Source organism: Tardiphaga sp., from assembly GCF_028290495.1.
Lineage (GTDB): Bacteria > Pseudomonadota > Alphaproteobacteria > Rhizobiales > Xanthobacteraceae > Tardiphaga.
In genome coordinates this window covers 78753-101514 of sequence record NZ_JAQGJT010000063.1, presented here as the reverse complement: position 1 = coordinate 101514, position 22762 = coordinate 78753, and the positions used below count along the sequence as shown (strand labels likewise).

Annotated in this window: 23 protein-coding genes, 1 tRNA gene and 1 pseudogene; 8 read left to right on the top strand and 17 right to left on the bottom strand. The window is 62.8% G+C overall.

The annotated features are described in order from the left end of the window. Positions 1 to 290: 290 nt before the first annotated feature. Both JWQ24_RS12350 and JWQ24_RS12345 read right to left on the bottom strand, forming a co-directional pair. Complete coding sequence (locus tag JWQ24_RS12350; protein ID WP_299808020.1) at positions 291 to 1064, bottom strand: cyclase family protein; 774 nt, start codon at positions 1062 to 1064, stop codon at positions 291 to 293. A gap of 173 nt (positions 1065 to 1237) precedes the next feature. Beyond that, positions 1238 to 2224, bottom strand: coding sequence for a fumarylacetoacetate hydrolase family protein (locus tag JWQ24_RS12345; protein WP_299808019.1), 987 nt, complete (start codon positions 2222 to 2224; stop codon positions 1238 to 1240). A gap of 109 nt (positions 2225 to 2333) precedes the next feature. Between JWQ24_RS12345 and JWQ24_RS12340 the strand changes: the two genes are divergently transcribed. The 5 genes from JWQ24_RS12340 to JWQ24_RS12320 are packed head-to-tail and all read left to right on the top strand — an operon-like array spanning position 2334 to position 6316. Further along, positions 2334 to 3248, top strand: coding sequence for an ABC transporter substrate-binding protein (locus JWQ24_RS12340; RefSeq protein WP_366521436.1), 915 nt, complete (start codon positions 2334 to 2336; stop codon positions 3246 to 3248). A 26-nt stretch (positions 3249 to 3274) separates the two neighbouring features. Further along, positions 3275 to 3973: an FCD domain-containing protein gene (locus tag JWQ24_RS12335; protein ID WP_299808015.1), complete on the top strand. Its 699-nt coding sequence runs from the start codon at positions 3275 to 3277 to the stop codon at positions 3971 to 3973. 8 nt (positions 3974 to 3981) lie between these two features. Further along, the gene (locus JWQ24_RS12330; protein ID WP_366521435.1) at positions 3982 to 4791 is read left to right on the top strand and encodes an ABC transporter ATP-binding protein; all 810 of its coding nucleotides are present in this window, start codon (positions 3982 to 3984) and stop codon (positions 4789 to 4791) included. After that, a complete protein-coding gene (locus JWQ24_RS12325; protein ID WP_299808011.1) occupies positions 4788 to 5552 on the top strand; it encodes an ABC transporter permease in 765 nt (254 codons plus the stop codon). The genes JWQ24_RS12330 and JWQ24_RS12325 overlap by 4 nt, the downstream gene beginning before the upstream one ends. Next, the gene (locus JWQ24_RS12320; protein WP_299808009.1) at positions 5549 to 6316 is read left to right on the top strand and encodes an ABC transporter permease; all 768 of its coding nucleotides are present in this window, start codon (positions 5549 to 5551) and stop codon (positions 6314 to 6316) included. Before JWQ24_RS12325 ends, JWQ24_RS12320 begins: the two co-directional genes overlap by 4 nt. A 126-nt stretch (positions 6317 to 6442) precedes the next feature. Here the strand turns inward: JWQ24_RS12320 and pgm are convergent, their stop codons facing one another. From pgm to JWQ24_RS12295, 5 genes are all read right to left on the bottom strand, one after another. Continuing rightward, a complete protein-coding gene (pgm, locus tag JWQ24_RS12315; protein WP_299808007.1) occupies positions 6443 to 8092 on the bottom strand; it encodes a phosphoglucomutase (alpha-D-glucose-1,6-bisphosphate-dependent) in 1650 nt (549 codons plus the stop codon). A gap of 317 nt (positions 8093 to 8409) precedes the next feature. Next, the gene (locus tag JWQ24_RS12310; protein WP_299808005.1) at positions 8410 to 9024 is read right to left on the bottom strand and encodes a helix-turn-helix domain-containing protein; all 615 of its coding nucleotides are present in this window, start codon (positions 9022 to 9024) and stop codon (positions 8410 to 8412) included. Between the two features lie 239 nt (positions 9025 to 9263). Further along, a complete protein-coding gene (locus tag JWQ24_RS12305; protein ID WP_299808003.1) occupies positions 9264 to 10772 on the bottom strand; it encodes a tripartite tricarboxylate transporter permease in 1509 nt (502 codons plus the stop codon). 15 nt (positions 10773 to 10787) lie between these two features. After that, positions 10788 to 11273: a tripartite tricarboxylate transporter TctB family protein gene (locus JWQ24_RS12300; protein ID WP_299808001.1), complete on the bottom strand. Its 486-nt coding sequence runs from the start codon at positions 11271 to 11273 to the stop codon at positions 10788 to 10790. Between the two features lie 196 nt (positions 11274 to 11469). After that, positions 11470 to 12441, bottom strand: coding sequence for a tripartite tricarboxylate transporter substrate binding protein (locus JWQ24_RS12295; RefSeq protein WP_299807999.1), 972 nt, complete (start codon positions 12439 to 12441; stop codon positions 11470 to 11472). A gap of 264 nt (positions 12442 to 12705) precedes the next feature. On the opposite strand from JWQ24_RS12295, the gene JWQ24_RS12290 reads away from it, so the two are divergent. From JWQ24_RS12290 to JWQ24_RS12280, 3 genes are all read left to right on the top strand, one after another. Beyond that, positions 12706 to 13137: a VOC family protein gene (locus JWQ24_RS12290; protein ID WP_299807997.1), complete on the top strand. Its 432-nt coding sequence runs from the start codon at positions 12706 to 12708 to the stop codon at positions 13135 to 13137. Positions 13138 to 13160: 23 nt separating this feature from the next. Next, on the top strand, positions 13161 to 13637 hold the full coding sequence (locus JWQ24_RS12285; RefSeq protein WP_299807995.1) for a VOC family protein: 477 nt from the start codon (positions 13161 to 13163) through the stop codon (positions 13635 to 13637). Between the two features lie 160 nt (positions 13638 to 13797). Then, a tRNA-Met gene (locus JWQ24_RS12280) sits at positions 13798 to 13874 on the top strand. A gap of 141 nt (positions 13875 to 14015) precedes the next feature. Here JWQ24_RS12280 and JWQ24_RS12275 read toward each other — a convergent pair. From JWQ24_RS12275 to JWQ24_RS12230, 10 genes and pseudogenes are all read right to left on the bottom strand, one after another. Further along, positions 14016 to 14255, bottom strand: a pseudogene (locus JWQ24_RS12275) (FAD-binding protein); the annotation flags it as partial. Between the two features lie 26 nt (positions 14256 to 14281). Next, positions 14282 to 15136, bottom strand: a complete 855-nt coding sequence (locus JWQ24_RS12270; RefSeq protein WP_299807994.1) for a fumarylacetoacetate hydrolase family protein — start codon at positions 15134 to 15136, stop codon at positions 14282 to 14284. 45 nt (positions 15137 to 15181) lie between these two features. Further along, positions 15182 to 16705, bottom strand: coding sequence for a bifunctional 3-(3-hydroxy-phenyl)propionate/3-hydroxycinnamic acid hydroxylase (locus tag JWQ24_RS12265; protein ID WP_299807993.1), 1524 nt, complete (start codon positions 16703 to 16705; stop codon positions 15182 to 15184). Positions 16706 to 16717: 12 nt separating this feature from the next. Continuing rightward, positions 16718 to 17689 carry a VOC family protein gene (locus JWQ24_RS12260; protein ID WP_299807991.1) on the bottom strand — a complete coding sequence of 324 codons (972 nt, stop codon included), beginning with the start codon at positions 17687 to 17689 and terminating at the stop codon, positions 16718 to 16720. A gap of 39 nt (positions 17690 to 17728) precedes the next feature. Continuing rightward, positions 17729 to 18718, bottom strand: coding sequence for a tripartite tricarboxylate transporter substrate-binding protein (locus JWQ24_RS12255; RefSeq protein WP_299807989.1), 990 nt, complete (start codon positions 18716 to 18718; stop codon positions 17729 to 17731). Continuing rightward, positions 18715 to 19335, bottom strand: a complete 621-nt coding sequence (locus JWQ24_RS12250; protein WP_299807987.1) for a glutathione S-transferase N-terminal domain-containing protein — start codon at positions 19333 to 19335, stop codon at positions 18715 to 18717. Before JWQ24_RS12250 ends, JWQ24_RS12255 begins: the two co-directional genes overlap by 4 nt. An 11-nt stretch (positions 19336 to 19346) precedes the next feature. Then, positions 19347 to 20171, bottom strand: coding sequence for an ABC transporter permease (locus JWQ24_RS12245; RefSeq protein WP_299807985.1), 825 nt, complete (start codon positions 20169 to 20171; stop codon positions 19347 to 19349). Beyond that, positions 20171 to 20962, bottom strand: a complete 792-nt coding sequence (locus JWQ24_RS12240; RefSeq protein WP_299807983.1) for an ABC transporter ATP-binding protein — start codon at positions 20960 to 20962, stop codon at positions 20171 to 20173. The genes JWQ24_RS12245 and JWQ24_RS12240 overlap by 1 nt, the downstream gene beginning before the upstream one ends. Position 20963: 1 nt before the next feature. After that, entirely contained in the window at positions 20964 to 21722 is a 759-nt protein-coding gene (locus JWQ24_RS12235) for an ABC transporter permease (protein ID WP_299807981.1), read from the bottom strand. A gap of 18 nt (positions 21723 to 21740) precedes the next feature. Then, on the bottom strand, positions 21741 to 22751 hold the full coding sequence (locus JWQ24_RS12230) for an ABC transporter substrate-binding protein (RefSeq protein ID WP_299807979.1): 1011 nt from the start codon (positions 22749 to 22751) through the stop codon (positions 21741 to 21743). Between the last annotated feature and the right edge of the window lie 11 nt (positions 22752 to 22762).

The following is a 22762-nucleotide window of genomic DNA, read 5'->3' as shown; positions in this document are numbered from 1 at the left end:
AGGTGTTCAGGATGGCGATGACCGGGCGGCCCTTCCACTCCTCCGGCGCGTAACCCTGCTGCATCGCGCGCGAGCGATGGCCAAAGGCGCGCAGATCATCCGGCGCAAACCAGCGCGCGCTGCGGAGCTGGTCAGCGGTCTTGTTGCGAGTCGTCATTTTCCACCCTGCTATTTTTCCGCAATGTTGCAGGATCAGGGGTGGGTGGCAATGCAGCGTTCGACCAGCGCGTCTGCGCCGTGCCTTCAGCCTTTCAATTGTCGTCCCCGCTTTCACGGGGACGACAATTGACTTAATCGATGATCGCCACCGCCCGCGTCCAGCCGGCGGAGGCCTTTTCGATCTTCACCGGGAAGCACGACACCGTGAAGCCCGTCGAGGGCAGCTGTTCCAGATTGTGCAGCTTCTCGATGTGACAGTAACCGATATGACGGCCGGCCTTGTGGCCTTCCCAGATCAGGCTGGCGTCGTGAGTCTCGGCGTATTTCTTGGCGGTGTAGACGAACGGCGCGTCCCAGCTCCAGCCGTCGATACCGGTCAGGCGCACGCCGCGCTCCAGCAGGTACATCGTCGCCTCGTAGCCCATGCCGCAGCCGGACGTCACGTAGTCCTGCTGACCATATTTGATGCCGGCGGAGGTGTTGACCACGACGATTTCCAGCGGGCTCAGCGTATGGCCGATGCGCTTCAGCTCTGCCTCGACGTCGGCGGCGGTCGCGACATAGCCATCGGGGAGATGGCGGAAATCCAGCTTGACGCCGGGCTGCAGGCACCATTCCAGCGGCACTTCATCGATGGTCCACGCCTTCTCGCCGCGGTTCATCGTGGGGTGGAAGTGATAGGGCGCATCCAGATGGGTGCCGTTATGGGTCGAGAGATGGACCATCTCGACCGCCCAGCCCTCGCCGTCCGGCAAGTCTTCCTTCTTCAACCCGTCGAAGAACTGCAGCATCCGCGGCAGGCCCTGCTGATGGTCAATATATTCGATCGTCGGATGGTTGCCCGGCGGATCGGCGGGCACGTCGTTCTGCAGGGGAACGGAGATATCGATGAAGCGGCGAGCCATGGTGTTTCTTCCTAATGTTATTTTTCGCGTGTCATTCCGGGATGCGCGTCGATCGGCGAAGCCGTCCGGCGCGCAGACCCGGAACCGCGAATTGTTCAACTATCTCGGGATTCCGGGTTCGCGGTCGCCGAGTGGCGTCCGCGCCCCGGAATGACAGTGTGTAACAATCACCGTCAGTCCTGCCGAACGACCTTGTTCTTCAGGACGCCAATCTTCTCGACTTCGAGTTCGATCTCGTCATTGTGCTCAAGATACCAGCCGAGTTCGAGGCCGCAGCCGTTGCCGACGGTGCCGGAGCCGATGAATTCGCCGGGCATCAGGGTCTCGTCCTGGCTGATATAGGCGATCAGCTCCTCGAACGGGAACAGCATGCCGTCGGTGACGCCCGTCGAGCGCACCTTGCCGTTGACGCGGGCTTCCATCTTCAATGTGTAGGGATCGCCGATCTCGTCGGGGGTGACGATCCACGGTCCCATCACATTGCCGCCGTCGAAGCTCTTGCCCTTGGCGGGGCCGAGCCGACCTTCCATTTCCAGCCGCTGCGCGTCGCGTGCCGAGAAATCGTTGAAGATCGTGTAGCCGAAGATGTGGTCCTTGGCCTTGGCGGCCGTGATGTTGGCGCCCTTGTTCTTGGTGATGATGCCGAATTCGAGTTCGTAATCCATCACCTTGCTGTAGCGCGGCCATTTCACCGTGGTGTTGGTGCCTTTCACGCTGAAGCGGTTGGTGATGTAGAAGATCGGCTGGCGGCGATACACTTCCGGCAATTCGCCCAGCGGCTCGGCTTCGATACGCGCCAGTTCTGCCATGTCATTCTTGGCGCGGGCGGCGAGCTTGAGCTGGCCGCGCGGCGCCTGCAGGATGTGCAGCGGGAACGACATACCATCGCGACACTGCCGCGGCTCCGGCACCGGCGCGAGAATATCAGCGCCGACGACAGCCACCGACAGCGATTCGTCGCTGGCGTTCTTGTCGAACAGGCCGCGCGCCACATCGAGCGCGGCAGGGCCGGCGTCAATCAGCGCCAGCATCGACGCAAAGGCCGGATTGGCCCCGCCGGCACGGCTGGCAGCCGCGGCCACGTCGAACAGTTTGGTATCGTTTTGATGGACCAGACCAACCTTGTCCTGGCCGTTGGTGCGAAATGTCGCAAGTTTCACAGACGTCTCCCCTTGTTCTTGGATAAAATATATGATCAAAAAAAATATCGATAAACAAGAGGCGATGCAAAATATCGCGATCAGGGGGGAGGCTTTGATGAAAAATTGGATGGCAACGGCGGCATTCGCAGCGATGGTGATCGCTGGACCGGCGCACGCGCAAACCAAACTGCAGATCGGCTGCACGGCCACGACGGATTGCGCTTCCGCGATGGTCGCCGTGGATGAAGGTATCTTCAAGAAGCACGGTCTTGACGCCGAGATGATCCTGATCGGCATCAACTCCAACATCCCCGCGGCGATCCTGTCCGGCTCGATCCAGATCGGCGGACCGACCTCGACCGTGTTCCTTCAGGCCGCCGATGGCGGCCTCGATCTAGTGGCCGTGGCCGGCGCCACGATCATGAACCCGTCGTCCAACGCCAACATCACCGCCTTCGTGCGCAACGGCATCACCATCAAGGAGCCGAAGGATTTCGTCGGCAAGAAGGTCGGCGCGCCCGGTCTCGGCGCGTTCCTGCACGTGCTGTTCGTCAAGTGGCTGGTGGAAAAGGGCGTCGATCCGAAGAGCGTCAACTTCGTCGAAGTAACCTTCCCGACCATGCCCGACATCATCAAGTCCGGCGGCGTCGATGCGGTGCTGACGGCGGAACCGACGGTTTCGCGCATGCTCGCGGCCGGTAGCGGCACGATCGGCGCCCGTTATGCCTCAGAGCTAGAGCGCACCGAACCGATCATCTTCTATGCCTCATCGCGCGAATGGGCCGAGAAGAACCCGGAGACCGTCAAAAAATTCCGTGCCGCGATCGCCGAGGCCGCGCCGATCGTGAACAACGACAAGGAAAAGGCATCCGCCGCGATCGCCAAATTCACCAAGCAGACCATCGAACTCGTGAAGGCGTCGCCGCCGAACAAGTCCGAGCCGGTTCTCAAGGCCGAGCAGCTGGCATGGTGGATCGACATCATGTCGTCGCAAAAAATGTTGCAGACCAAGCTTGATCTCAACAAGCTGATCCTGAAGTAGGACTCAGACTGAAACAGGCAGCGAACATGGCAGGCTTGGCGCAGGATGGCCCGGCAGATGCGAATGGATCGGACACGCTGAGCGAACGCGCCGCCAGCCTGGTCGAACATGACATCATCGCCGGTCGCCTGGCGCCGGGCGCCAGACTCGGCATCGTCGATCTCGTACAGCGCTACGAGATCGGCGCCACGCCGCTCCGCGAGGGCCTGTCACGGCTGGTATCACGCGGGCTGATCGTCGGCATCGGCCAGCGCGGCTTTCGCGTCGCCGAAGTCAGCCGCGAGGATCTCGCCGACATCACCCGGATGCGTACGGTGGTGGAGATGGAAGCGCTGCGCCTCGCCATCCAGAACGGCGACGATGCCTGGGAGGCCGGCATCCTCGGCGCGCTGCACCAGATGCGCCGCCATATCGAACGGATCGGCGACAAATTTCGCGAGGGCGCACCGGATTTCGACCGGCTGCACAAGGGGTTTCACACCGCGTTGCTGGCGGCCTGCGGCTCGAAGCGGCTACTTTCCGCACATTCGGAATTGTACGACCAGGCCTACCGCTACCGCCGCGTGATGATGCGCGGCTTCGACAGCGGCACGCATTTCGTCGCCGCGCACCAGGTGCTTGCCGATCGCATCCTGGCGCGCGATATCGGCGCTTCCCAGGCCACGCTCGAATCGCATCTGCGTTCGACGCTGGCCTTTGTCTATCCGCCCGGTCAGGGAGATTGAAGATGATCATGTCCGCCACCGCGCGCCCGCAATCCACCACTGCCGCAACTGCGCCGGGAAAAGCGCAGATCGCTTTCTCGCATGTCACGCTCGATCTCGGCGGCAAGACCATCATCAAGGATGTCAGCCTCGACGTGAAGCCCGGCGAATTCCTCTGCATCATCGGCGCGTCCGGCTGCGGCAAGACCACCGCGCTGCGGCTCGCTGCGGGCCTGTATCAGCCGACGTCGGGTGACGTGATGTTCGACGGCGCGGCGATGCGCGCGCCGCGCCGCGACGTCGCCATCGTGTTCCAGGATTACGGCAAGGCGTTGCTGCCGTGGCGCACCGCCGCCGGCAATGTCTCGCTGGCGCTGGAGACCATCGGCATGCCGGCGTCGCAGCGCCCGGCGCGGATCGACGAACTTCTCAAGAAGGTCGGTCTGCCGAACCACGCCGACAAATATCCGGCAGAGATGTCCGGCGGCATGCAGCAGCGGCTGCAGATCGCGCGCTGCCTGGCGCAGGAGCCCAAGGCGCTCATGATGGACGAGCCGTTCGGCGCGCTCGATGCCATGACCCGGCAAGGCCTGCAGGACGAGGTGCTGGAGCTGGTCCGGGCGAGCGGCGCCACCGTGATCTTCGTCACCCACGATCTCGAAGAGGCGATTTATCTCGGCGATCGCGTCATCGGCCTGTTGCCGCATCCCGGCCGGATCGGCATCGAACTGAATATCGACCTGCCGCGGCCGCGCGACCAGCTGGCGACGCGGGAGATGCCGGAATTCCTGCGTCTGCGCCGCGAATTGTTCGACTTCATCAAGGCGTCGGAAGCATGAACCGCGAACGCCTGAAGGCGGCGATTCTGCCGGTCACGCTGCTGCTCGTGCTGGAAGTCTGTGCACGCTCCACCGAGATTCACAGCGACGCGCTGGCGCCGCCGAGCGCGGTCGCGATGGCGCTGGTCGAGGCCTTTGCCGACGGCTCGATCCTCGGCGCCACCCGGGACACGCTGGCCTCGGCCTTTGCCGGCCTGGTGGTCGGCGGCGCGGTCGGCTTGGCTTTCGGGATTGCACTTGGCATCTTCCAGCCGTTCGACCGACTGATGGAAGTCACCATCGAATCGCTGCGGCCAATCCCCTCGATCGCGCTGCTGCCGATCGCCCTGATCGCGCTCGGCTTCGGCTACCGCATGGAAATCGTGATCGTCGCCTTCGCCTGCGTCTGGCCGATCCTGATCCTGTCGCGCGCGGCCGTGCGCAGCATCGAGCCGCGGCTGATCGAGGTGTCGCGCGCGCTCAAACTCTCGCCCGGCGACCGCGTGCGAAAAATCATCATTCCGGCCGCTTTGCCGCGGATTTTTCTCGCCTTTCGCCTCGCCGCCGGCATCGCGCTCATTGTCGCCGTCACCGTGGAAATCGCGATCAATCCGATCGGGCTCGGCGCCGGCATCATGATCGCGCAGCAGGCGCTGCGGCCTGATTTGATGCTCGCTTATCTGTTGTGGATCGGGCTGATCGGCTACGCGCTCAACACCGGCCTGGTAGTGGCGCAGCGGCACCTGTTCGGGCCTGCAGCGCTGGCGGGAGAAGCCCGATGAACGCCACCGTCGTGATGTGGCGCGTCGCCAGCTTCCTCGTTGCCGCCGGCTTCGTGACGCTTTGGCAGCTGGTCGCCAACCTCAAGCTGGTGTCGCCGGTATTTCTCCCCGGCCCGGACCGCGCCTGGGCCTCTTTGGTTCGCGGCTTCACGTCGGGCGACCTGATGGCAAAGACCATCGGCACGCTGGAGCATATGGCCTACGGCTGGCTGCTGGCCTCGATCGTCGGCATCGCGCTCGGCGCGATGATCGGCTCCTCGAAGGCGATGCGCAGCTATGTCGCGCCGTCGCTGGAATTCCTGCGGCCGCTGCCGGTGTCGGCGATCATCCCGGTGGCGATCGCGGTATTCGGTCTGACGCAGGGTATGGCGCTGTTCGTGATCGCATTCGGCGCGATCTGGCCGATGCTGCTGGCGACCGTGCACGGTTTCGCCGCGGTCGAGCCGCGGCTCTACGAGGTGGCGCGCTCGCTGCACATGTCGCGGCTCGCGGTGATCTTCAAGATCGCTTTGCCCTCGGCCAGCCCCGACATCATCTCCGGCATGCGGCTCAGCCTGACGGTGTCGCTGATCCTCGCCGTGGTGTGCGAGATCCTGGCCGGCCTCGACGGCCTCGGCCACTGGGTGCTGCTCTCGGCACGCTCGTTCCGTTCGGCAGATTTGTTCGCCGGCGTGATCCTGCTCGGCGTGATCGGCTATATCACCGCGCAGGCGATGTCGATGGTCGAGCAGCGGCTGCTACGCTGGCGCACCAGCGGGCATTGAACTATATTTATCGATCCGGGAAGTGCGCGGCGCAGCCTCGCGCGAACCCGGAACCTCGATATGGCGAGTCTCATGTGGGGATTTCGGGTTCGCGACCGCCTCGGCGTTCGCGCCCCGGAATGACAGTCAGGCCGCAAACACCTTCGCGATCGAGGCCTGCGCGTCGTCCTGGATCTGGCGCAGGTGCTCCGGGCTGCGAAAGCTCTCGGCGTAGATCTTGTAGACGTCCTCGGTGCCCGAAGGCCGCGCCGCGAACCAGCCGTTGTCGGTCGAGACCTTGATGCCGCCAAACGCAACGCCATTGCCCGGCGCTTCGGTCAGCGTCGAGGTCACGGGATCGCCGGCCAGCTCGGTCATGGCGATCTGCGCGGGCGATAATTTCTTCAGCAGGCTCTTCTGCTCGACCGAGGCCGGCGCGTCGATGCGCTCGTAATAGGGCACGCCGAATTCCTGCGTGAGTTTTTCAAAACGCTGGCTCGGATCGTGCTTCGTCACCGCGGTGACCTCCGCCGCGAGCAGGCCGAGGATCAGCCCGTCCTTGTCGGTGGTCCACACCGTGCCGTCGCGGCGCAGGAACGAGGCGCCGGCACTCTCCTCGCCGCCGAAGCCGAACGAACCATCGTTCAGGCCATCAACGAACCATTTGAAGCCGACCGGCGTCTCGACCAGCTTACGGCCCATCTTCTTCACCACGCGGTCGATGATCGCGCTGGAGACGATCGTCTTGCCGATCGCAGCGTCCTTGCCCCAGTTCGGGCGATGTTCGAACAAATAGGAAATCGCGGAGGCCAGATAGTGGTTCGGGTTCATCAGGCCGCCTGAGCGGGTGACGATGCCGTGGCGGTCGGCATCTGTATCGTTGGCGAAGGCGACGTCGAACTTGTCGCGCATGCCAATCAGGCGCGCCATCGCGTAAGGCGACGAGCAGTCCATCCGGATCTTGCCGTCCCAGTCGAGCGTCATGAAGCGGAAGGTGGGATCGACGACGTCGCTGACGACGGTCGCATCGATCTTGTAGCGTTCGATGATCGGCTGCCAGTACTGCACGCCGGCGCCGCCGAGCGGATCGATGCCGATCTTCACCCCGGCGTTGCGGATCGCCTCCATGTCGACGACGTTGCCGAGGTCGGCGACGTACGGCGTGATGAAATCGTAACGCTTCACGAATCCCGATTTGCGGGCCCGCGCATAGGGGATCCGCTTGATGCCGGCGAGGTCGTTTTCGAGAAAGCCGTTGGCGGCCTTCTCCATCACGCCGGTGATGTCGGTATCGGCCGGGCCGCCGTTCGGCGGATTGTATTTGAAGCCGCCGTCCTCCGGCGGATTGTGCGACGGCGTCACCACCACGCCATCGGCGAAGCCGGAACGGCGGCCCTTGTTGTAGGTCAGGATCGCGTGCGAGATCACCGGCGTCGGCGTATAGCCATCGTGCTGGTCGATCATCACATGGACGCCGTTGGCGGCAAACACTTCCAGCGCGCTGACCAGCGCCGGCTCGGCCAGCGCATGGGTGTCGATACCGATGAACAACGGACCGTCGATGCCGGCTCCCTTGCGATAATCGCAAATCGCCTGGCTGATCGCGAGAATGTGGTTCTCGTTGAACGAAATGTTGAGCGCCGAGCCGCGATGCCCGGATGTGCCGAAGGCAACGCGCTGCGCGGCGATCTCTGGATCGGGCTTGCCGGAGAAATAGGCGGTGACGAGACGCGGCACGTTGACCAGCAAGGACGGATCGATCGTCTTGCCGGCCAGCGGATCTATATGGGAAGCCACATCATTCTCCTTCGCAAACCCTGGAACCGCCCCGCGCAAACGACGCGGGACGCCCCCTCATGGCATGTTTCGAAGGATTAATCAGCTAATTGGCCGGGGTCCAGAGGCCGGGTCGGGGGTCAGGCCTTGGCTCAGACCTTGGAGGTCTGCTGCACGGCCCAGGCTACTGGCACGGCGAAGCCAATGAACATCAGGACGACGCTTGCGGCGACCAGCATACTGTCGAGGGGCATTTTGCTCTCCATTGATTGACGGAGAGATTTTAGGCGGGGCGCGTCGGACCGCCTTGAGCTGAATCAAAAATGCGGCTGGATCGATTACAGCGCAGCGAGCTTGTCCAGCCGTTCGGGGGTCAGCAGGCGGATGCCGTCCGGCACCACCACGATCACCTTGGCGCGGGCCAGTTTGGTCAGCGTGCGGCTGACAGTCTCGATAGTGAGGCCCAGATAATCGGCGATGTCCTGCCGGCTCATCGGCAAGGGCACGTTGACGGAAACCGGGCCGATCCGGCTGTAGCGGGCCTGCAGATTGAGTAGAAAGGCGACGACTTTCTCTTCGGCCGTGCGGCGGCCGAGCAGCAGCATCTGATCCTGCGCGAGGCTGAGTTCATGGCAGACAAACTGGTGCAGCCGGCGCAAAAGATGCGGCTTGGTGTCGAGATATTCGACAAAGGCAGCGCGGGCGAAGCGGCAGACCTTGACGTCGGTGACGGCTTCGGCAGCTACGCCGTAGCGTTCCATAAAGGCAAGACCGAGGAAATCGCCCGGCAACGCAAAGCCTACGATCTGGCGACGGCCATCGGGCAGCGACTTGTAGAGTCGTACGCAACCTTCCGAGACGTTGTAGACGTTGCAGGCCAGCGCGCTCTCATCGAACAGCATCGTCCTGGCGGGGTAGGTCTTGGGTTGGCTAACTCGGGCGACTTCGTCCATTTCCGAAAGTTCCAGCGCACCGCAGACGCTGAATTTCCGCACCATGCAGACGCAGCCATTCGCACCGCGACCAACCCTGCAGTAGAACGCTTCTGCGCCGGCCGCGAAGACAACACTGGGCGCCTCTGAGGCAACGACAGGAGCCTCAAGGAGAGCGTTGGGTTCAGTCATGCTGCGCGACATACGGCAGCTTACCGGTGGCTCGCCAGATCGTTTTGATCCAGATCAACTGCCCCCGATCAGGCGCCCTCGTCCAACGCGACCAGTTCGCGCTTTCGGCGAAACGACGGCAGCAGCGGACCGACCAGCAGCACGACGGCGAGCGCCAGACAGACCGCGGAGATCGGCCGCTCGACGAAAGTCATCAGGTCGCCCTGTGACAGGATCAGCGATTTCCGCAGATTGTTCTCCAGCAGCGGCCCGAGCACGAAAGCCAGCACCAAGGGCGCCGGCTCATAGCCGAACTTGCGCATGAAATAGCCGATCACGCCGAAGCCGATCATGACATAGACATCGAACACGTTATTGCTGCTGCAATAGACGCCGATGATCGTGAACAGGATGATCATCGGAAACAGCACGTTGTAGGGCAGCTTCAGGAGTTGCACCCACATCCCGATCAGCGGCAGGTTCAGCACCAGCAGCATGACGTTGCCGATATACATGCTGGCGACGATGCCCCAGAACAGGCCGGGGTTCTGCGAGATCAGCAGCGGGCCGGGCTGCAGCCCGTGAATGACGAAGGCGCCGAGTAGCAGCGCCATCACCACGTTGGGCGGAATGCCCAGCGTCATCAGCGGAATGAAGGCGCCGCCCGCCGCGGCGTTGTTGGCGGCCTCGGGCCCAGCTACGCCCTCGATGGCGCCGCGGCCAAAACGCTCCGGCGATTTCGACAGCCGTTTCTCCAGCGCATAAGACGCGAACGAGGCCACCACCGCGCCGCCGCCCGGCAAGATGCCAAGGAAGAAGCCGAGCAGCGTGCCGCGCCCGATCGGGCCGGCGCTGGCCTTCCAGTCCTCCTTGTTGGGCAGCAGCTGCGTGATCTTCGCATTGATGATGTCGCGCTTGATCACCTGCTCGGTGTTGAGCAGCACTTCGGCGAGGCCGAACAGCCCCATCACCACGGGCACCAGGCCGATGCCGTCGATTAGCTCGATGCGGCCGAAGGTCAACCGCGGCTGCGCGGTGATGCCGTCGAGACCGACGAGGCCAAGTACGATGCCGATACACGCCATCAACAGCGCCTTGGCCATCGAGCCTTGCGTCAGGAAGGTGAGCACCACCAGGCCGAGCACCATCAGGCTGGCATATTCCGCGGGGCCGAAGGCGATGGCGACAGAGGCGAGCTTCGGCGCTACCAGCATCAGGGCGACCAGCGAGAAGGTGCCGGCGATGAAGGAGCCCAAAGCGGAAATGCCGAGCGCGGGCCCCGCCCTGCCCTGCTTGGCCATCTGGTGGCCGTCGATACAGGTGACGACGGAGGCCGCCTCGCCCGGGATGTTGACCAGAATCGAGGTCGTCGAGCCGCCATACATCGAGCCGTAATAGATGCCGGCCATCATGATGATGCCGGATTCCGGCGTGCCGGACAGCGTGATCGGCAGCAGCAGCGACATCGCCGAAATCGGCCCGATGCCCGGCAGCACGCCAACTAACGTACCGATGAAGACGCCGAGGAAGCAGTACAGGATATTGATCGGCTGCAACGCGACGCCGAAACCCTGCATAACATTGGTAATAACGTCCATGATGCGTGCTTTCGATCAGCCGATTTCAAAGATGCCCGAAGGCAGCTGGATCAGGAGCCCGCGCTTCAGCACCCACCACACGCCGAGCGGCGCCAGCACCGCGAGCGGCACCGCCAGCCGCCAGCGCACCGGATCGATCGCGCGCAGCAACAGCAGCATCAAAGGGATGGTGGAGATCAGGAAGCCGAGCTGATCAAGCGCTATCGCATAGGCGACCAGACTGGCGATGATCACCACCGGCTTCGCCCAGCGCGCGCCGTCCCACCGCGAACCGAAGGTTGGGCCGCCCTCGGTGACCGCGGCGATGACGATGGAGATCGCGAACAGGCACATCAGGACGCCGGTGTAGAACAGCACGTAGCCGGAGCCGGGATCGTTGATGCTGCCGAGTTTCAGTTTAAGCCCGGAGCGGATCACGAACAGGCCGAGCGCCAGGCCGAGTAGCCCGGTCCAGAATTCGGAATTATTGAGGCGGAAGGTGGGGCGGGTGGGAGAGGTCATGTCGGATGCTTTCGATTAACGCGAGACACTCATACCCCGGACGCGCTGCAGCGCACCGCCGTTGCGGCGGAATGCTGTGCAGATCCGGGGTCCCGGTTGGGCGAATAAAAACCGGGATCCCGGATCTGCGGAGCGGCATTTCGGACGATGCTGCGCATCGTCACTCACGCCGCACCGCGTCCGGGACACGCTTGCGCTAGTTCGCCTTCTTGCCAAGCCCTATGCCGTCGATCACCTTGCGCTCGGACGCCGTGACCTCGGTGACGAACTTCTTGTAGTCTTCAGTGTTCTTGTAGTTCGGCACCATGTCATATTTCGCCAACGTGGCGACGACGGCGGGGTCCTCGACCGCCTTCTTGAAGGCGTCGTGCAGCTTCGCCACGATCTTCGGATCCATGCCCTTCGGTCCGGCAATGCCGAACGGGGAATCGTAGACCATCGGATAGCCGATTTCCTTCAGCGTCGGCACATCAGGAAAATTCGGCGAGCGCACCGCGGTCCAGACCATCAGGAGGCGCAGCTTGCCGGCATCGACCAGCGGCCGCCAGCCCGTGGAATCAGCCTGCAGCATGGTATGCTGACCGAGCACCGCAGCGTTGGTCTCGGCGCCGCCCTTGAACGGCACCTGCGTCATCTTGATGCCGGCGAGTGCGGCGATCTGCTCCATGCCGACATGCAAAGAAGTGCCGGTGCCCGGCGTCGCATAGGTCACCTTGCCAGGATTGGCCTTGGCGAATTCGACGACATCCTTCCAGCTTTTGAACTGCGATTCCGAACTGGTGGTGACTCCGAACGTGTAGCCGGTGAGGTGGATGATGTAGCTGAAATCCTTGTCCGGATTCCACGATACTTCCTGCATCAAGGGCAGACGAAACACTGTGATCGGAATTTGCGAGATGGTGTAGCCGTCGGGCTTCGACGCCGCCGCCATCGTTGCCGGTCCCACCGTGCCGCCACCGCCGCCCTTGTTGTCGATGACGATCGGCTGGCCGAGATGTTTGGAAGCAGCGTCAGCAATCGCGCGCATCGAGATATCGGTGGAGCCGCCGGCAGGCCACGGCACGATCAGGGTGACCGGCTTGGTCGGATAGTCCTGCGCCACCGCGACGCCGCTGAACAGAGCAGCGACAGCGATCACGGCAACAGCAAAGCAATTGCGCTGCAACATCAAATTCCTCCCTGTGCGGCCATCAGGATCAAGTTCTGGCGATCAAGTCCCGGCCTGCATTCTTATTTTGCGATTGCGTCGCACGGGGATCAACGACTATTTTTCGAAGCCGCACAATGCGTAGCAGGTCATGTGCGACATTCGGTCCGCATGCGCGTGCATTCGTTGACGGAGAATTCCGCCAGCGAAAATATTTGAGCGCAGATGTCGGATCGCCGCACCGCCAGCCGTCCTCTGCGGGAAGTTCAGCAAAAGGAGATGCCAGTGGCCAAGATGATCTTCGTCAACCTGCCTGTCACCGACCTGCCCCGCGCTACGGCCTTCTACGAGGCAATCGGCGCGCAGAAAAACGAGATGTTCTGCGACGGCACAGCCTCCTGCATGGTGTTCTCCGACACCATCCACGCGATGCTGCTGACGCACGAGAAATTCAGCCAGTTCACGTCGAAGAAGATCGTCGATGCCAAAACAAGCAGCGAGGTGCTGATCTGCCTCTCTGCCGACAGCCGCGACGACGTCGATGCCCTCGTCAACAAGGCGACGAAGGGCGGCGGCGGTGCCGATCCGTGCCCGAAGCAGGACTACGGCTTCATGTATGGCCGCAGCTTCGAGGATCCAGACGGCCATATTTGGGAAGTAGTGTGGATGGACATGGCGGCCGCGATGGCCGCGCAGCCTGCCGCCGCGGATGCGTAACGAGGGAATCAGGGAGAACGCCGATGTCGAAGATTGCACCCTGCCTGTGGTTCGCGACCGAGGCCGAGGAAGCCGCGAATTTTTACGTCTCGCTGTTGCCGGATTCGAAGATCTGCAAGGTCCAGAAGAACGTCACCGACAGCCCGGGCGGCAAGGCCGGGTCGGTACTGGTGGTGATATTCACGCTCGCCGGCCAGGAGTTCATGGCGCTGAACGGTGGCAAAAAGTTCGATTTCACCCATGCCGTATCGTTCAAGATCGATTGCGCCGACCAGGCCGAGGTCGACCGATTATGGGATGCGCTGCTGGAAGGCGGGTCGCCCGAGCAATGCGGCTGGCTGAAAGACCGCTACGGTGTATCCTGGCAGATCGTACCCGCCGGGATGCCGGGACTGCTCGGCGGACCCGATCCGGCCGGGGCGCAGCGGGCGATGCAGGCCATGCTGCAGATGGTGAAACTCGACATTGCCCGGCTAAAATCCGCCTATGCCGGCGGCTGAAACGCCGCTTGTTATCTAAGCAGCTGATTTTGTTAGAATTTCAGGAAACACCATCGGGGATGCGGGCGATCTTTATTCGCGCCAAGCTTGCTTGACATCGAGTCCCCGGCCTCCTTATATGCCGCGCGTCCCGAGGGTTGTTTGGCCCACGCGGACCTGTGGCGGGGTAGCTCAGTTGGTTAGAGCACGGGAATCATAATCCTGGGGTCGGTGGTTCGAGTCCACTCCTCGCTACCAAATATCTCAATATTTGCAGCGGCTTACAGTCGAGCAGGTTGAGACACATTCAATCCAGATGACCTCTTGGCAGATCCGCAGCAAATGTTGCCTCGGTTCTCGCTCGACCTGTTCGGCGTTGCCGCGGGCGTCAGGCTCCGCTGCGATACGTCGCCCAGCCAGCCAGCCGAAAGCGAGCGCGGGACCGAGCGTGATACCCGGTCCCGGACAGGTGCCTTCCGTGATCGATGCCATGTCGTTCCCGCACGCATAGAGGCCAGCGATTGGCGATCCGTTTGCGGAGAGAACGCGCGCCCGCGCATCGGTCACGATGCCGGCTGACATCCCGAGATCAGCCGGATAGACCGTAACTGCAAAACACGGAGGCTGACGGATCGGCGCCTGCGCTTCCAGCGCGTCGGCTCGCTTCAGGTTTCGGCAACGACGGGATTGCGAAGAATGCCGATGCCGCTGATCTCCACTTCAACGATGTCGCCGTGCTTCATCCAGAGCGGCGGAGTTCTCTTGGCGCCGACGCCTCCCGGCGTGCCGGTCACGATGACATCGCCGGGCTCAAGCGTCATGATGGTCGAGCAATAGCGGATCAAGGCAGGAATGCCTGTGATCAGGAGATCCGTCGTCGATTTCTGAACAATCTGTCCGTTGAGGCGCGTTTCCAGCGAGAGTTTGGACGGGTCCGGGATTTCGTCTGCAGTGACCAGCCATGGTCCGAAAGACCCCGTCCGGGCGAAGGTCTTGCCGGCTACGAATTGCGACGTATGGCGCTGCCAGTCGCGAATGCTGCCCTCATTGTAACAGGCGTAACCGGCGATCGCGGCCAGCGCGCGATCTTCGGAAATGCGCCGACCACCCTTGCCTATCACCAGAGCCAGTTCACCTTCATAGTCGAAATGATCGGACTCCAAAGGCTTCACGATCGGCTGCAGATGACCGACCTGGCTCTCGGGGTATCTGGTGAAGATTGAAGGATTTTCCGTCACGGTGCGCCCGGTTTCCTGGACGTGGTCGCGATAGTTGAGGCCGATGCAGATGATTTTTCCAGGATCGGGGATCACCGGAAGGAATTCGACGTCGCCGAACTTCCAGTCCGGCGCGTTTTGTTCAACGAGCTGCTTCGCCAGATCCATCGCGTCCGCGGCAATGAGCTGACGGAGCGACGTTATCCCGCGATCTTTCAGAAGCGGTCCGAGTTCGACGATCCCCTCGCCCTTGACGGCGCCAAAGCGTGCGACCTTGTTAGCTTCAAACGATACAAACTTCATGGATAGCCTCTTCGGTTTCAAGTTGAGAAGATGGTGGGAAGGGGTTCAGGCCGCGCAGGACTTTCGATCCGCCGATGGTGAAAGACGCAGCGCGTGAGTGAGCAGGCCTGCGGCATCAGCCGACGTCTCGGCAACGGCGAGCACGTATCGATCGGGCCTGACGAGCGCCGCCGAAATTCCGGCCTGATCCAGCCACGCCTGAAGCGGGCCTGCTTCGTCGGCCGCCACGAAGGCCACGCCCTGCTGCTGGCACTGCCGCCGCAAGGCGTCGTCCGCAGCCGCGTCGCTGGCGCGCGCGATCAGCGCGAAGCCATATCCGACGCGATCGTCGAAAAGCCGGCCGTCGGGCATTCTCGGCTGCGGCGCGGGCGTCCCGACGGGGCGCTCCGAACTCAGCGCCAAACCGCGACCGAGGCTCGGCTTGATCGAACTCATGCGGACAGGCTCATCACCAGCCGATGCACCCGGCAATGCGCGCTCGACGGCGCGGGTATTGATCAGTCCGCCCAGGCGCACGGCCAGCTCGATATATTCCGTGACATGCGGAATGCGTTCGCTTGGGTAGGAATCGAGCAACGTACCCGGCGCACCGCCGCGAATGACCGCCGCGAGCTTCCACGCCAGATTGCTGGCGTCGCGAATCCCTGCACATAGGCCCTGGCCGAGAAACGGCGGCGTTTGATGCGCGGAATCGCCGGCGATCAATAGCCGTTCATGCCGCCATTTGCGCGCGACCACCGAGTGAAACATGTAGACGGCCGCCCGCTCGATATCGGCATCCTCGGGTGTGATCCAGCGCGACAGCAGTTGCCAGATCTTGGCCGGCTCCATCAGAGCCGCGTTGCTCTCACTATCCTTCGCGGTGATTTCCCAGCGACGCCTTTGTCCCACACCCCGCACATAGGTCGCGGGCCGCTCCGGCTCGCAAAACTGGATGCTGTGCTCGCCGAGCTCCGGCTTGTCGCGCTTCAGCAGACAATCGATCACCAGCCAGCGTTCGTGAAAGCCGAGATCGACCGACGTCGAACCGATCAGGCGCCGCACCAGCGAGCGCGCGCCGTCACAGCCGACCACGTAACGCGCCCTTACACTTTCAAGCTGGCCTGACGCCAGATCCTCGAAGCGCAACGTAGCACCGTCCGGATCCTGATCGATCGCAAAGACGTCGCGCCGGGCGAGCACCGTTACCGACGGCGCCGTCGAAAGCTTGCGGCGCAAGATGCGTTCAAGATCCGGCTGATGAAAGCGGTAGCTTTCGTGCCAGCCTTGCGGGCCGATATTCATGGCACGCGACCAATCGAGCAGCCGCCGCCCGGCCGCATCGACGAACAACATGCCGGGTGACAGATGTGTATGCGGCAGTACCTCGTCCGCGACGCCGATGGTCTGAAGGACACGCATCACCTCGTCGTCGAAATGCACCGCGCGCGGCAAGGTATAAGGTTCCGCCTCGCGTTCCAGAACAACGACAGAAAGGCCGGCCTGACCGAGCAGCAGGGCGAGCGTCGCGCCGACCGGCCCCAGACCGACGATGGCCACATCGGCGATAGCAGCCGGTTCATTGCTCACGGACATTCCGCGCTACTCCGCCCGGACCACGGAATCAAGCCACGCGCAATTGGCCGGGTTGGGCACGCGGACGCCGCGCCGGGCGGCATCGAGACGCATGTCGCGCAGCCGCGCGCGCTGCTCCTCGGGCATGTAGAGCCGTTCGTGTCCCCACAGGCTCGGCCCGTCAAAGGTCTCGAACGGCTCCCATGTCGTGGGTTCGATGACCTGCGCACCCCAGCCGTACTCGACGAAGAAATTCGACGGTGAGTGGGCATAAAACGACGTCATGTGATCGTTGGTATGGCGGCCGAGCGTGTAGGCAACCCGCCCCTCGTCGAGTTGGGCGAGATCGTAACCTTGCCCGACATCGTCGAGGCTCTGCAGTTCCACCATGAAGTGATGAAAACTCTGCTTGCCGGACCCGACCATCGCAAAGCTGTGATGACGCCCGTTGATATGAAAGAAATACAGCGGATAGGGCTTCAAGCCGTAGTCGGTGACGCTGAAACCGAGGACGTCGCGATAGAAAAGCATCGCTGGTTCGATATTATCGACGTTCAGAACGACGTGCCCCATGCCCAGCGGCCCGGTCTTGAATCCGGAAATCGGCCGGCCGGGAATGAACGGATCGGTCGTGATCTCCGGCGAATGGAAAATCTCGACACGGTGACCATTGGGATCGGTGAAGATGATCAGATCGGCGACGCGTCGCTCATCCGCCAGCGCGCGCGTCCCACGCTTGACCCGGACACCGTGTGCCTCCAGCCGCGCTGCCATCGCTTGCAGGTCATCGTGATTTTGGACTTCCCAGCCGAGAAAACCGAGCCCTTCACTGTCCGCGCCCGTCACCAACAGCCGCTGCTTGCGGTCGTCCATCCTGAACGTGCGGACGGCGCCGCCGCGATCGTACGGCTGCATGCCCAGCAGATGGGTGGCGAAACCGCTCCAGTCGTCCAGCTTGGTGGACTGGATACCGATATAGCCGAGAGACTTGAGAGCCATTGTATATCTCCTCAAAGAATCGCCATTGGTGCCGTGCCGCTACTGACGCTCGATGCCGCGGGCATCGATGACCTTGTTGAATTCGGAAATCTCCCGCTTCACGCGGCCAGCGAACTCGGCTGCGGTGCTCGGTGTCGCGTTGGCGCCGAGCGCGCGCATTTCTTTCTGGAAGTCGTCCGATTTCACGATCGCGACGACTTCTCGGCGCAGCCGGTCGGCGACGTCAGCCGGAATGCCCTTCTTCGCGGCAATGCCGAGCCAGGATTCGTATTCGAGCCCCGGCACTATATCGCCGGAGAACGCCACGTCCTTCATCTCGGCGGGCACCTGACGCGTGGTCACGGCGAGCGGCCGGACGGCTCCCGCGACGGACTGCGGGTAGGCAAACGTCATCGTATCGATCATCACCTCGACACGTCCCCCGAGGAAGTCGGCCAGCGCGGGTGTACTTCCGCGATACGGCACGTGGACCAGCCCCGCACCGGTCGCGGCATTGATCCATTCGCCCAGCAGATGATGGGCGGTGCCGAAGCCAACCGAATAGAAATGGATGGTGCCGGGCTTTTCCTTGGCCGCCGCAATCAATTCGGGCAGCGAACCGTATGGCGATCCCGGGCGAACGCCGACGACCATGCCGTAAGTCGCCACGGTGGAGATCCATTCGAGGTCATCAACCGGATCGAACGGCAACTTGGCGCGCATCGCGGCCGCCACCGAATGCGCACTCGCCAGCAACAACAGCGAATAGCCATCTGCCGGCTCGTTCAGAACCTGCGTCGTGGCCGACATACCGCCTGCACCGGGCTTGTTCTCGATCACCACCGGCTGACCAAGCCTCTTGGACAAACGCTCTCCGACCAGCCGCGCTGCGGTGTCGGAGCTTCCTCCGGGCGCAAAGCCGACGACCATGCGTATCAGCCGACTTGGATACTCGTCCGCCGCCCGCCCTTCCCTCGCGGTGAATGCGAGGGCAACGGCGATCGCCACCGCTGCCTTGACCCAAGACCCCAAGAGTCTCCGCCGTGTCATGAGGCGAGTCCTTCTTCCTTGAAGACGCGCACCGCCGCGTCGGTCGCTTTCAAGGCGGCGTAACGTTCCGAGCAGGCCGGCGGCGCGTCGAGCTTGACGCGATCGATGGTCCAGAACAGCACGTAGAACAAAGCTGCATCGGCAAAGGTCGCACCGCCATGCAGCGCACCGCCGGGCTTGAGCTCTCGTTCGACGACGGCAAGCCCGGCCTGAACGATCTCGCGGCCCTGACGCTGGATGGCTTCGTGAGAGGCTGGATCTTCGCAGAACTTCGCCGGCCGGAAGATGCGCGAGAAACCCTGCATATGCAGGGTCGCGACGAGGTAGTCGGTCAGCTCGGCGGCCCGCAACGCCCGCTCGGGATCGGATGGCACCAGCCCTGCCTCGGGCGCAGATGCTGCGAGGTAGTGCGCGATCACCGGAAATTCCGTCAACAGCGATCCGTCGTCACGCAGCAATGTCGGCACCTTGGCCTTCGGATTGATCTCCATAAACCACGGCTGGCGGTTCTCGCCGTTCTTAAGATCGAGCGTCTGCCGCTCGTAGGGACGCCCGATCTGCTCCAGCAAATAGTGGATGCCGATGGAACAGGCCCCGGGCGTATAAAAGAGCTTCATTGGTCGGTCCCCTAGTGAAGGCTGGTGGCGGAATTGTCGGGACGCCACGCCAAAGCACGGCGTTGAAACAGGCGCAGAACGGCGTCCGCGAGCAGCACAAGTGCAGCGGTGATGACCATCCCCGCATAGACGCCGGTGATATCGGCCATATTGTAGGAGTGGTGAATGTAGTAGCCGATGCCGTTTTCAGCGGCGAGGAATTCACCGACCAGCGCCGCGTTGATAGCCCACGGCAATGCAGCTCGCAGCGCCGCCCAGACGAAGGGCTGCGATGAATTCCAGAATACCTCGCGCGCGATCTCGACCTTGCCGGCCCCGAAGATGGCGACCGTCCGAATGAGGTTGGGTCCAACCGAACGAATGCCGACAAAGGTCGCGACGAAGACGAGAAAGAAGGTCATCAGCGCAACGAGCGCGATCTTCGACGTCAGGCCGATACCGAACCACATGATCAGGATCGGGCTCAGCGCCAGTTTCGGAATTCCGACCGCGGCCCGGGCAAACGGCTCGATCACCGCGGAGAGCCGTGGCGACATCTGCACGAGGAACGGCAGGACCACACCAAAGCCGGCACCGATCGCGAGTCCGCCGACGGTCTCCAGCACCGTCACCCAGACCATCGGGACGATCTCGCCGCTATGCACAAGTTCAACCAACCGCAGCAAGGTCGGCAGTGGGCCCGCGATCAGATCGGGCACCATCCGCCCAAGGCTCTCCCAGGCGAGCAGCAACACGACCGCGACGGCCGTGCGGGCCAGCGCAAGCCACGGCATCGCGCCCCGGCGCGGCAATGGACGCGCCAATTGGGGGATGATCTGGCTGATCGACCGGCCCATCAGACTTCCGCCCGAATGCGGCCGAAAATGCCAGGATAGTGCGGCTCGGTAACGAGGCTGTCGACCGAGCGCGGCCGCGGAATATCGATCAGGTGTTCGCCGCGAATACTGGCCGGCGACTTGGTCAGCGTCAGGGTACGATCGCCGAGCGCAATGGCTTCGGTGATATCGTGGGTGACGAACAGGATGGTCTTGCGGCCAAGCTCCCAGAGCCGGACGAGGTCGTTCTGGATATGCAGACGCGATTCGGCATCGAGGGCACTGAACGGCTCATCCATCAGGATCACGGGCGGGTCGTAGGCCAGCGTGCGGATGATCGATGCGCGCTTGCGCATGCCGCCCGACAGTTCGTGCGGATAATGGTTCTCGAAGCCGCTGAGGCCGACGGCCGCAATCAGCTCATCCACCCGCTTTCGGAACGGTGCATCGAGACGCCCCTGAATCTCGAGCGGGTATTCGACATTGGCGCGCAGCGTCCGCCACGGCAGCAGGTTGTCGTCCTGCATGATGTAGCCGATGCGACCTTGCGAGCCTGCATTCAGTCCCTGCTGTGATGGACTACTGATGACCTCGCCATGAAGCCTGATGTCGCCTGCGGACGGCGTGTCGATCTGGGCCAGCAAATTGAGCAGCGTGGATTTTCCGGAGCCGGAAGGACCGACCAAAGTGACGAACTCGCCTTCGCGCAGGGTGAAAGAAAGTCCCCGGATAATCCACCGCTCGCTCTGCGTGCCCCTGTCGGTGAAGGCTTTTCCGAGATCGCGAACTTCGAGAACGGGTGCGCAGGTCATGTCAGGCCGCCTTGGGAAGGCTGGAGGTCAGTTGCGGACGCCATGCCAGAAGCTTCGCCTCGGCTGCGGCGACTGCGATGTTGGTCAGCGCCACGATCAGCGTAAGGGCAGCGATGGCTGCGAGCGCGCCGGTGATCTCGAAATTGCCTGCGGAGGACTGGATCAGGTAACCGAGCCCGCGGTTCGACGAGATCAGTTCGGCAATCGCGGCGCCGCCGATCGACAGCGGCAGCGCTATCTGGATCGCCTGAAATATGAACGGCGTCGCCGCCGGTAACACCACGGTACGCAGCAGTTGCGTCTCGTTGGCGCCCACCACCTTGGCCATCCGGATCAGCCGTGGATCGACCGCCCGCACGCCCTCGGAGGTGCTGAAGAACACGATGAAGAAGCTGACGCTGGCGACCAGCGCGACCTTGCTCCAGATACCGATCCCGAACCAGACGATGAACAGCGGGATGAAGGCGATCTTCGGCAGTCCATAGCCGATCATGATGAAGGGATCGAGCACGGCGGCCAGGAACACCCGCCGACGCAGCACCAGCGGCAGCAGCAAGCCGGGAACCGCGCCGATCAGGAAGCCGAGCAGCGCCTCAAGCACGGTGTAACCGACATGGCCGGAGAGCACGCCGGACACGGTCCAGATATAAAGCTGCTGCATCACGAGGATCGGAGAGCTGATCTGCTCCGGCCCGGCCCACGCGCTTCCACCCTGCCAGATGGCAGCCAGTACAGCAGCAAAGATGATCCGATCCCACATCCGACGGTTCCATCGCTCTCAGTTGGCAGAGGCCGCCGAATACAGTTCGCTCGCAGGCGGGACCTTGGCATCTTCCGGAATGATGCCGCTGATCCGATCGAACGAAACGACGTTGCGATACATGTCGTCGGTCAGTTCGAGATCGGTCCGCGCATATTTGGCAAAGATGTCGAAGGACTGTTTCAGCGCGCCCGGCTCCATCTTGTCGAACGTCTTGCCCAGCGATGCGAGACTGGTGGCGGGATCGCTCTTCATCAGCGCAATCGCCTTCTTCAGCGCGGTCACGAAGCCGCGACAGATCGCAGCCTGCAACTGGCAATGATCCGGCCGAACCAGCACGGTGTTGTAGGGAAACGTCTTCATTTCCGGCAGGTCCACATCGGGACCGGTCACCCACATCACGCCGCCGTCTGCGACCGCCGTCAGCGAAAACGGCGGCGAGAACGCCATGGCGTCGATCGTTCCGCTCTTCATCGCCGCGACCATGGCCTGCGGCTGCAACGCCGTGATCGTGAAGTCCGTCTCCGGATTCATGCCGGCCTTGCGGGCCAGATAACGCAGGAAACTGTGCGGCAGGCCGTTGACGGCGTCGATACCGATCGTCAGCCCCTTGAGCGCCTTGACCTTGTCGAGCGCACTCGCGGACGAGGCCGTGCCGAGCTTGTCGGCAACCGCCTTGCGAACGATGATGTCGGTGGTGACGCGATCCTGGGTATTGGCAATTGCTACCAGCTTCTGATTGCGCACCGCAGCCGCAATCTGGATGCCGCCGGAGATCATGGTGAAGTCGGCACTCTTGCCGAGCACGGCAGGAATGACGCCGGGCCCCGCGACATAGATGATCTTGGGATCAATCCCCTGCTCGCGAAACAGACCGCGTTCGACAGCGATGTAAGCCGGTCCGAACAGCAGCGACTGCGCAGGCAACGCGATGGTCACGGGTGTTTCAGCCGTCGCCGTGCTGCCGCCCGCTCCGAGCAGCAGACAGCCCATCATCATTGCCGCGAACGGCATCCTTTGCTTGGTCATCATCACGTCCC

Excerpts from the sequence above, each read along its gene's own strand:
- JWQ24_RS12260 (WP_299807991.1), bottom strand. The coding sequence starts at position 17,689 with ATGGCTCTCAAGTCTCTCGGCTATATCGGTATCCAGTCCACCAAGCTG.
- JWQ24_RS12270 (WP_299807994.1), bottom strand. The coding sequence starts at position 15,136 with ATGAAGTTTGTATCGTTTGAAGCTAACAAGGTCGCACGCTTTGGCGCC.
- JWQ24_RS12245 (WP_299807985.1), bottom strand. The coding sequence starts at position 20,171 with ATGGGCCGGTCGATCAGCCAGATCATCCCCCAATTGGCGCGTCCATTG.
- JWQ24_RS12285 (WP_299807995.1), top strand. The coding sequence starts at position 13,161 with ATGTCGAAGATTGCACCCTGCCTGTGGTTCGCGACCGAGGCCGAGGAA.
- JWQ24_RS12255 (WP_299807989.1), bottom strand. The coding sequence starts at position 18,718 with ATGACACGGCGGAGACTCTTGGGGTCTTGGGTCAAGGCAGCGGTGGCG.
- JWQ24_RS12235 (WP_299807981.1), bottom strand. The coding sequence starts at position 21,722 with ATGTGGGATCGGATCATCTTTGCTGCTGTACTGGCTGCCATCTGGCAG.
- JWQ24_RS12330 (WP_366521435.1), top strand. The coding sequence starts at position 3,982 with ATGTCCGCCACCGCGCGCCCGCAATCCACCACTGCCGCAACTGCGCCG.
- JWQ24_RS12300 (WP_299808001.1), bottom strand. The coding sequence starts at position 11,273 with ATGACCTCTCCCACCCGCCCCACCTTCCGCCTCAATAATTCCGAATTC.
- JWQ24_RS12340 (WP_366521436.1), top strand. The coding sequence starts at position 2,334 with ATGGCAACGGCGGCATTCGCAGCGATGGTGATCGCTGGACCGGCGCAC.
- JWQ24_RS12305 (WP_299808003.1), bottom strand. The coding sequence starts at position 10,772 with ATGGACGTTATTACCAATGTTATGCAGGGTTTCGGCGTCGCGTTGCAG.
- JWQ24_RS12295 (WP_299807999.1), bottom strand. The coding sequence starts at position 12,441 with ATGTTGCAGCGCAATTGCTTTGCTGTTGCCGTGATCGCTGTCGCTGCT.
- JWQ24_RS12320 (WP_299808009.1), top strand. The coding sequence starts at position 5,549 with ATGAACGCCACCGTCGTGATGTGGCGCGTCGCCAGCTTCCTCGTTGCC.
- JWQ24_RS12240 (WP_299807983.1), bottom strand. The coding sequence starts at position 20,962 with ATGACCTGCGCACCCGTTCTCGAAGTTCGCGATCTCGGAAAAGCCTTC.
- JWQ24_RS12335 (WP_299808015.1), top strand. The coding sequence starts at position 3,275 with ATGGCAGGCTTGGCGCAGGATGGCCCGGCAGATGCGAATGGATCGGAC.
- JWQ24_RS12350 (WP_299808020.1), bottom strand. The coding sequence starts at position 1,064 with ATGGCTCGCCGCTTCATCGATATCTCCGTTCCCCTGCAGAACGACGTG.
- JWQ24_RS12310 (WP_299808005.1), bottom strand. The coding sequence starts at position 9,024 with ATGGACGAAGTCGCCCGAGTTAGCCAACCCAAGACCTACCCCGCCAGG.
- JWQ24_RS12325 (WP_299808011.1), top strand. The coding sequence starts at position 4,788 with ATGAACCGCGAACGCCTGAAGGCGGCGATTCTGCCGGTCACGCTGCTG.
- JWQ24_RS12230 (WP_299807979.1), bottom strand. The coding sequence starts at position 22,751 with ATGACCAAGCAAAGGATGCCGTTCGCGGCAATGATGATGGGCTGTCTG.
- JWQ24_RS12250 (WP_299807987.1), bottom strand. The coding sequence starts at position 19,335 with ATGAAGCTCTTTTATACGCCCGGGGCCTGTTCCATCGGCATCCACTAT.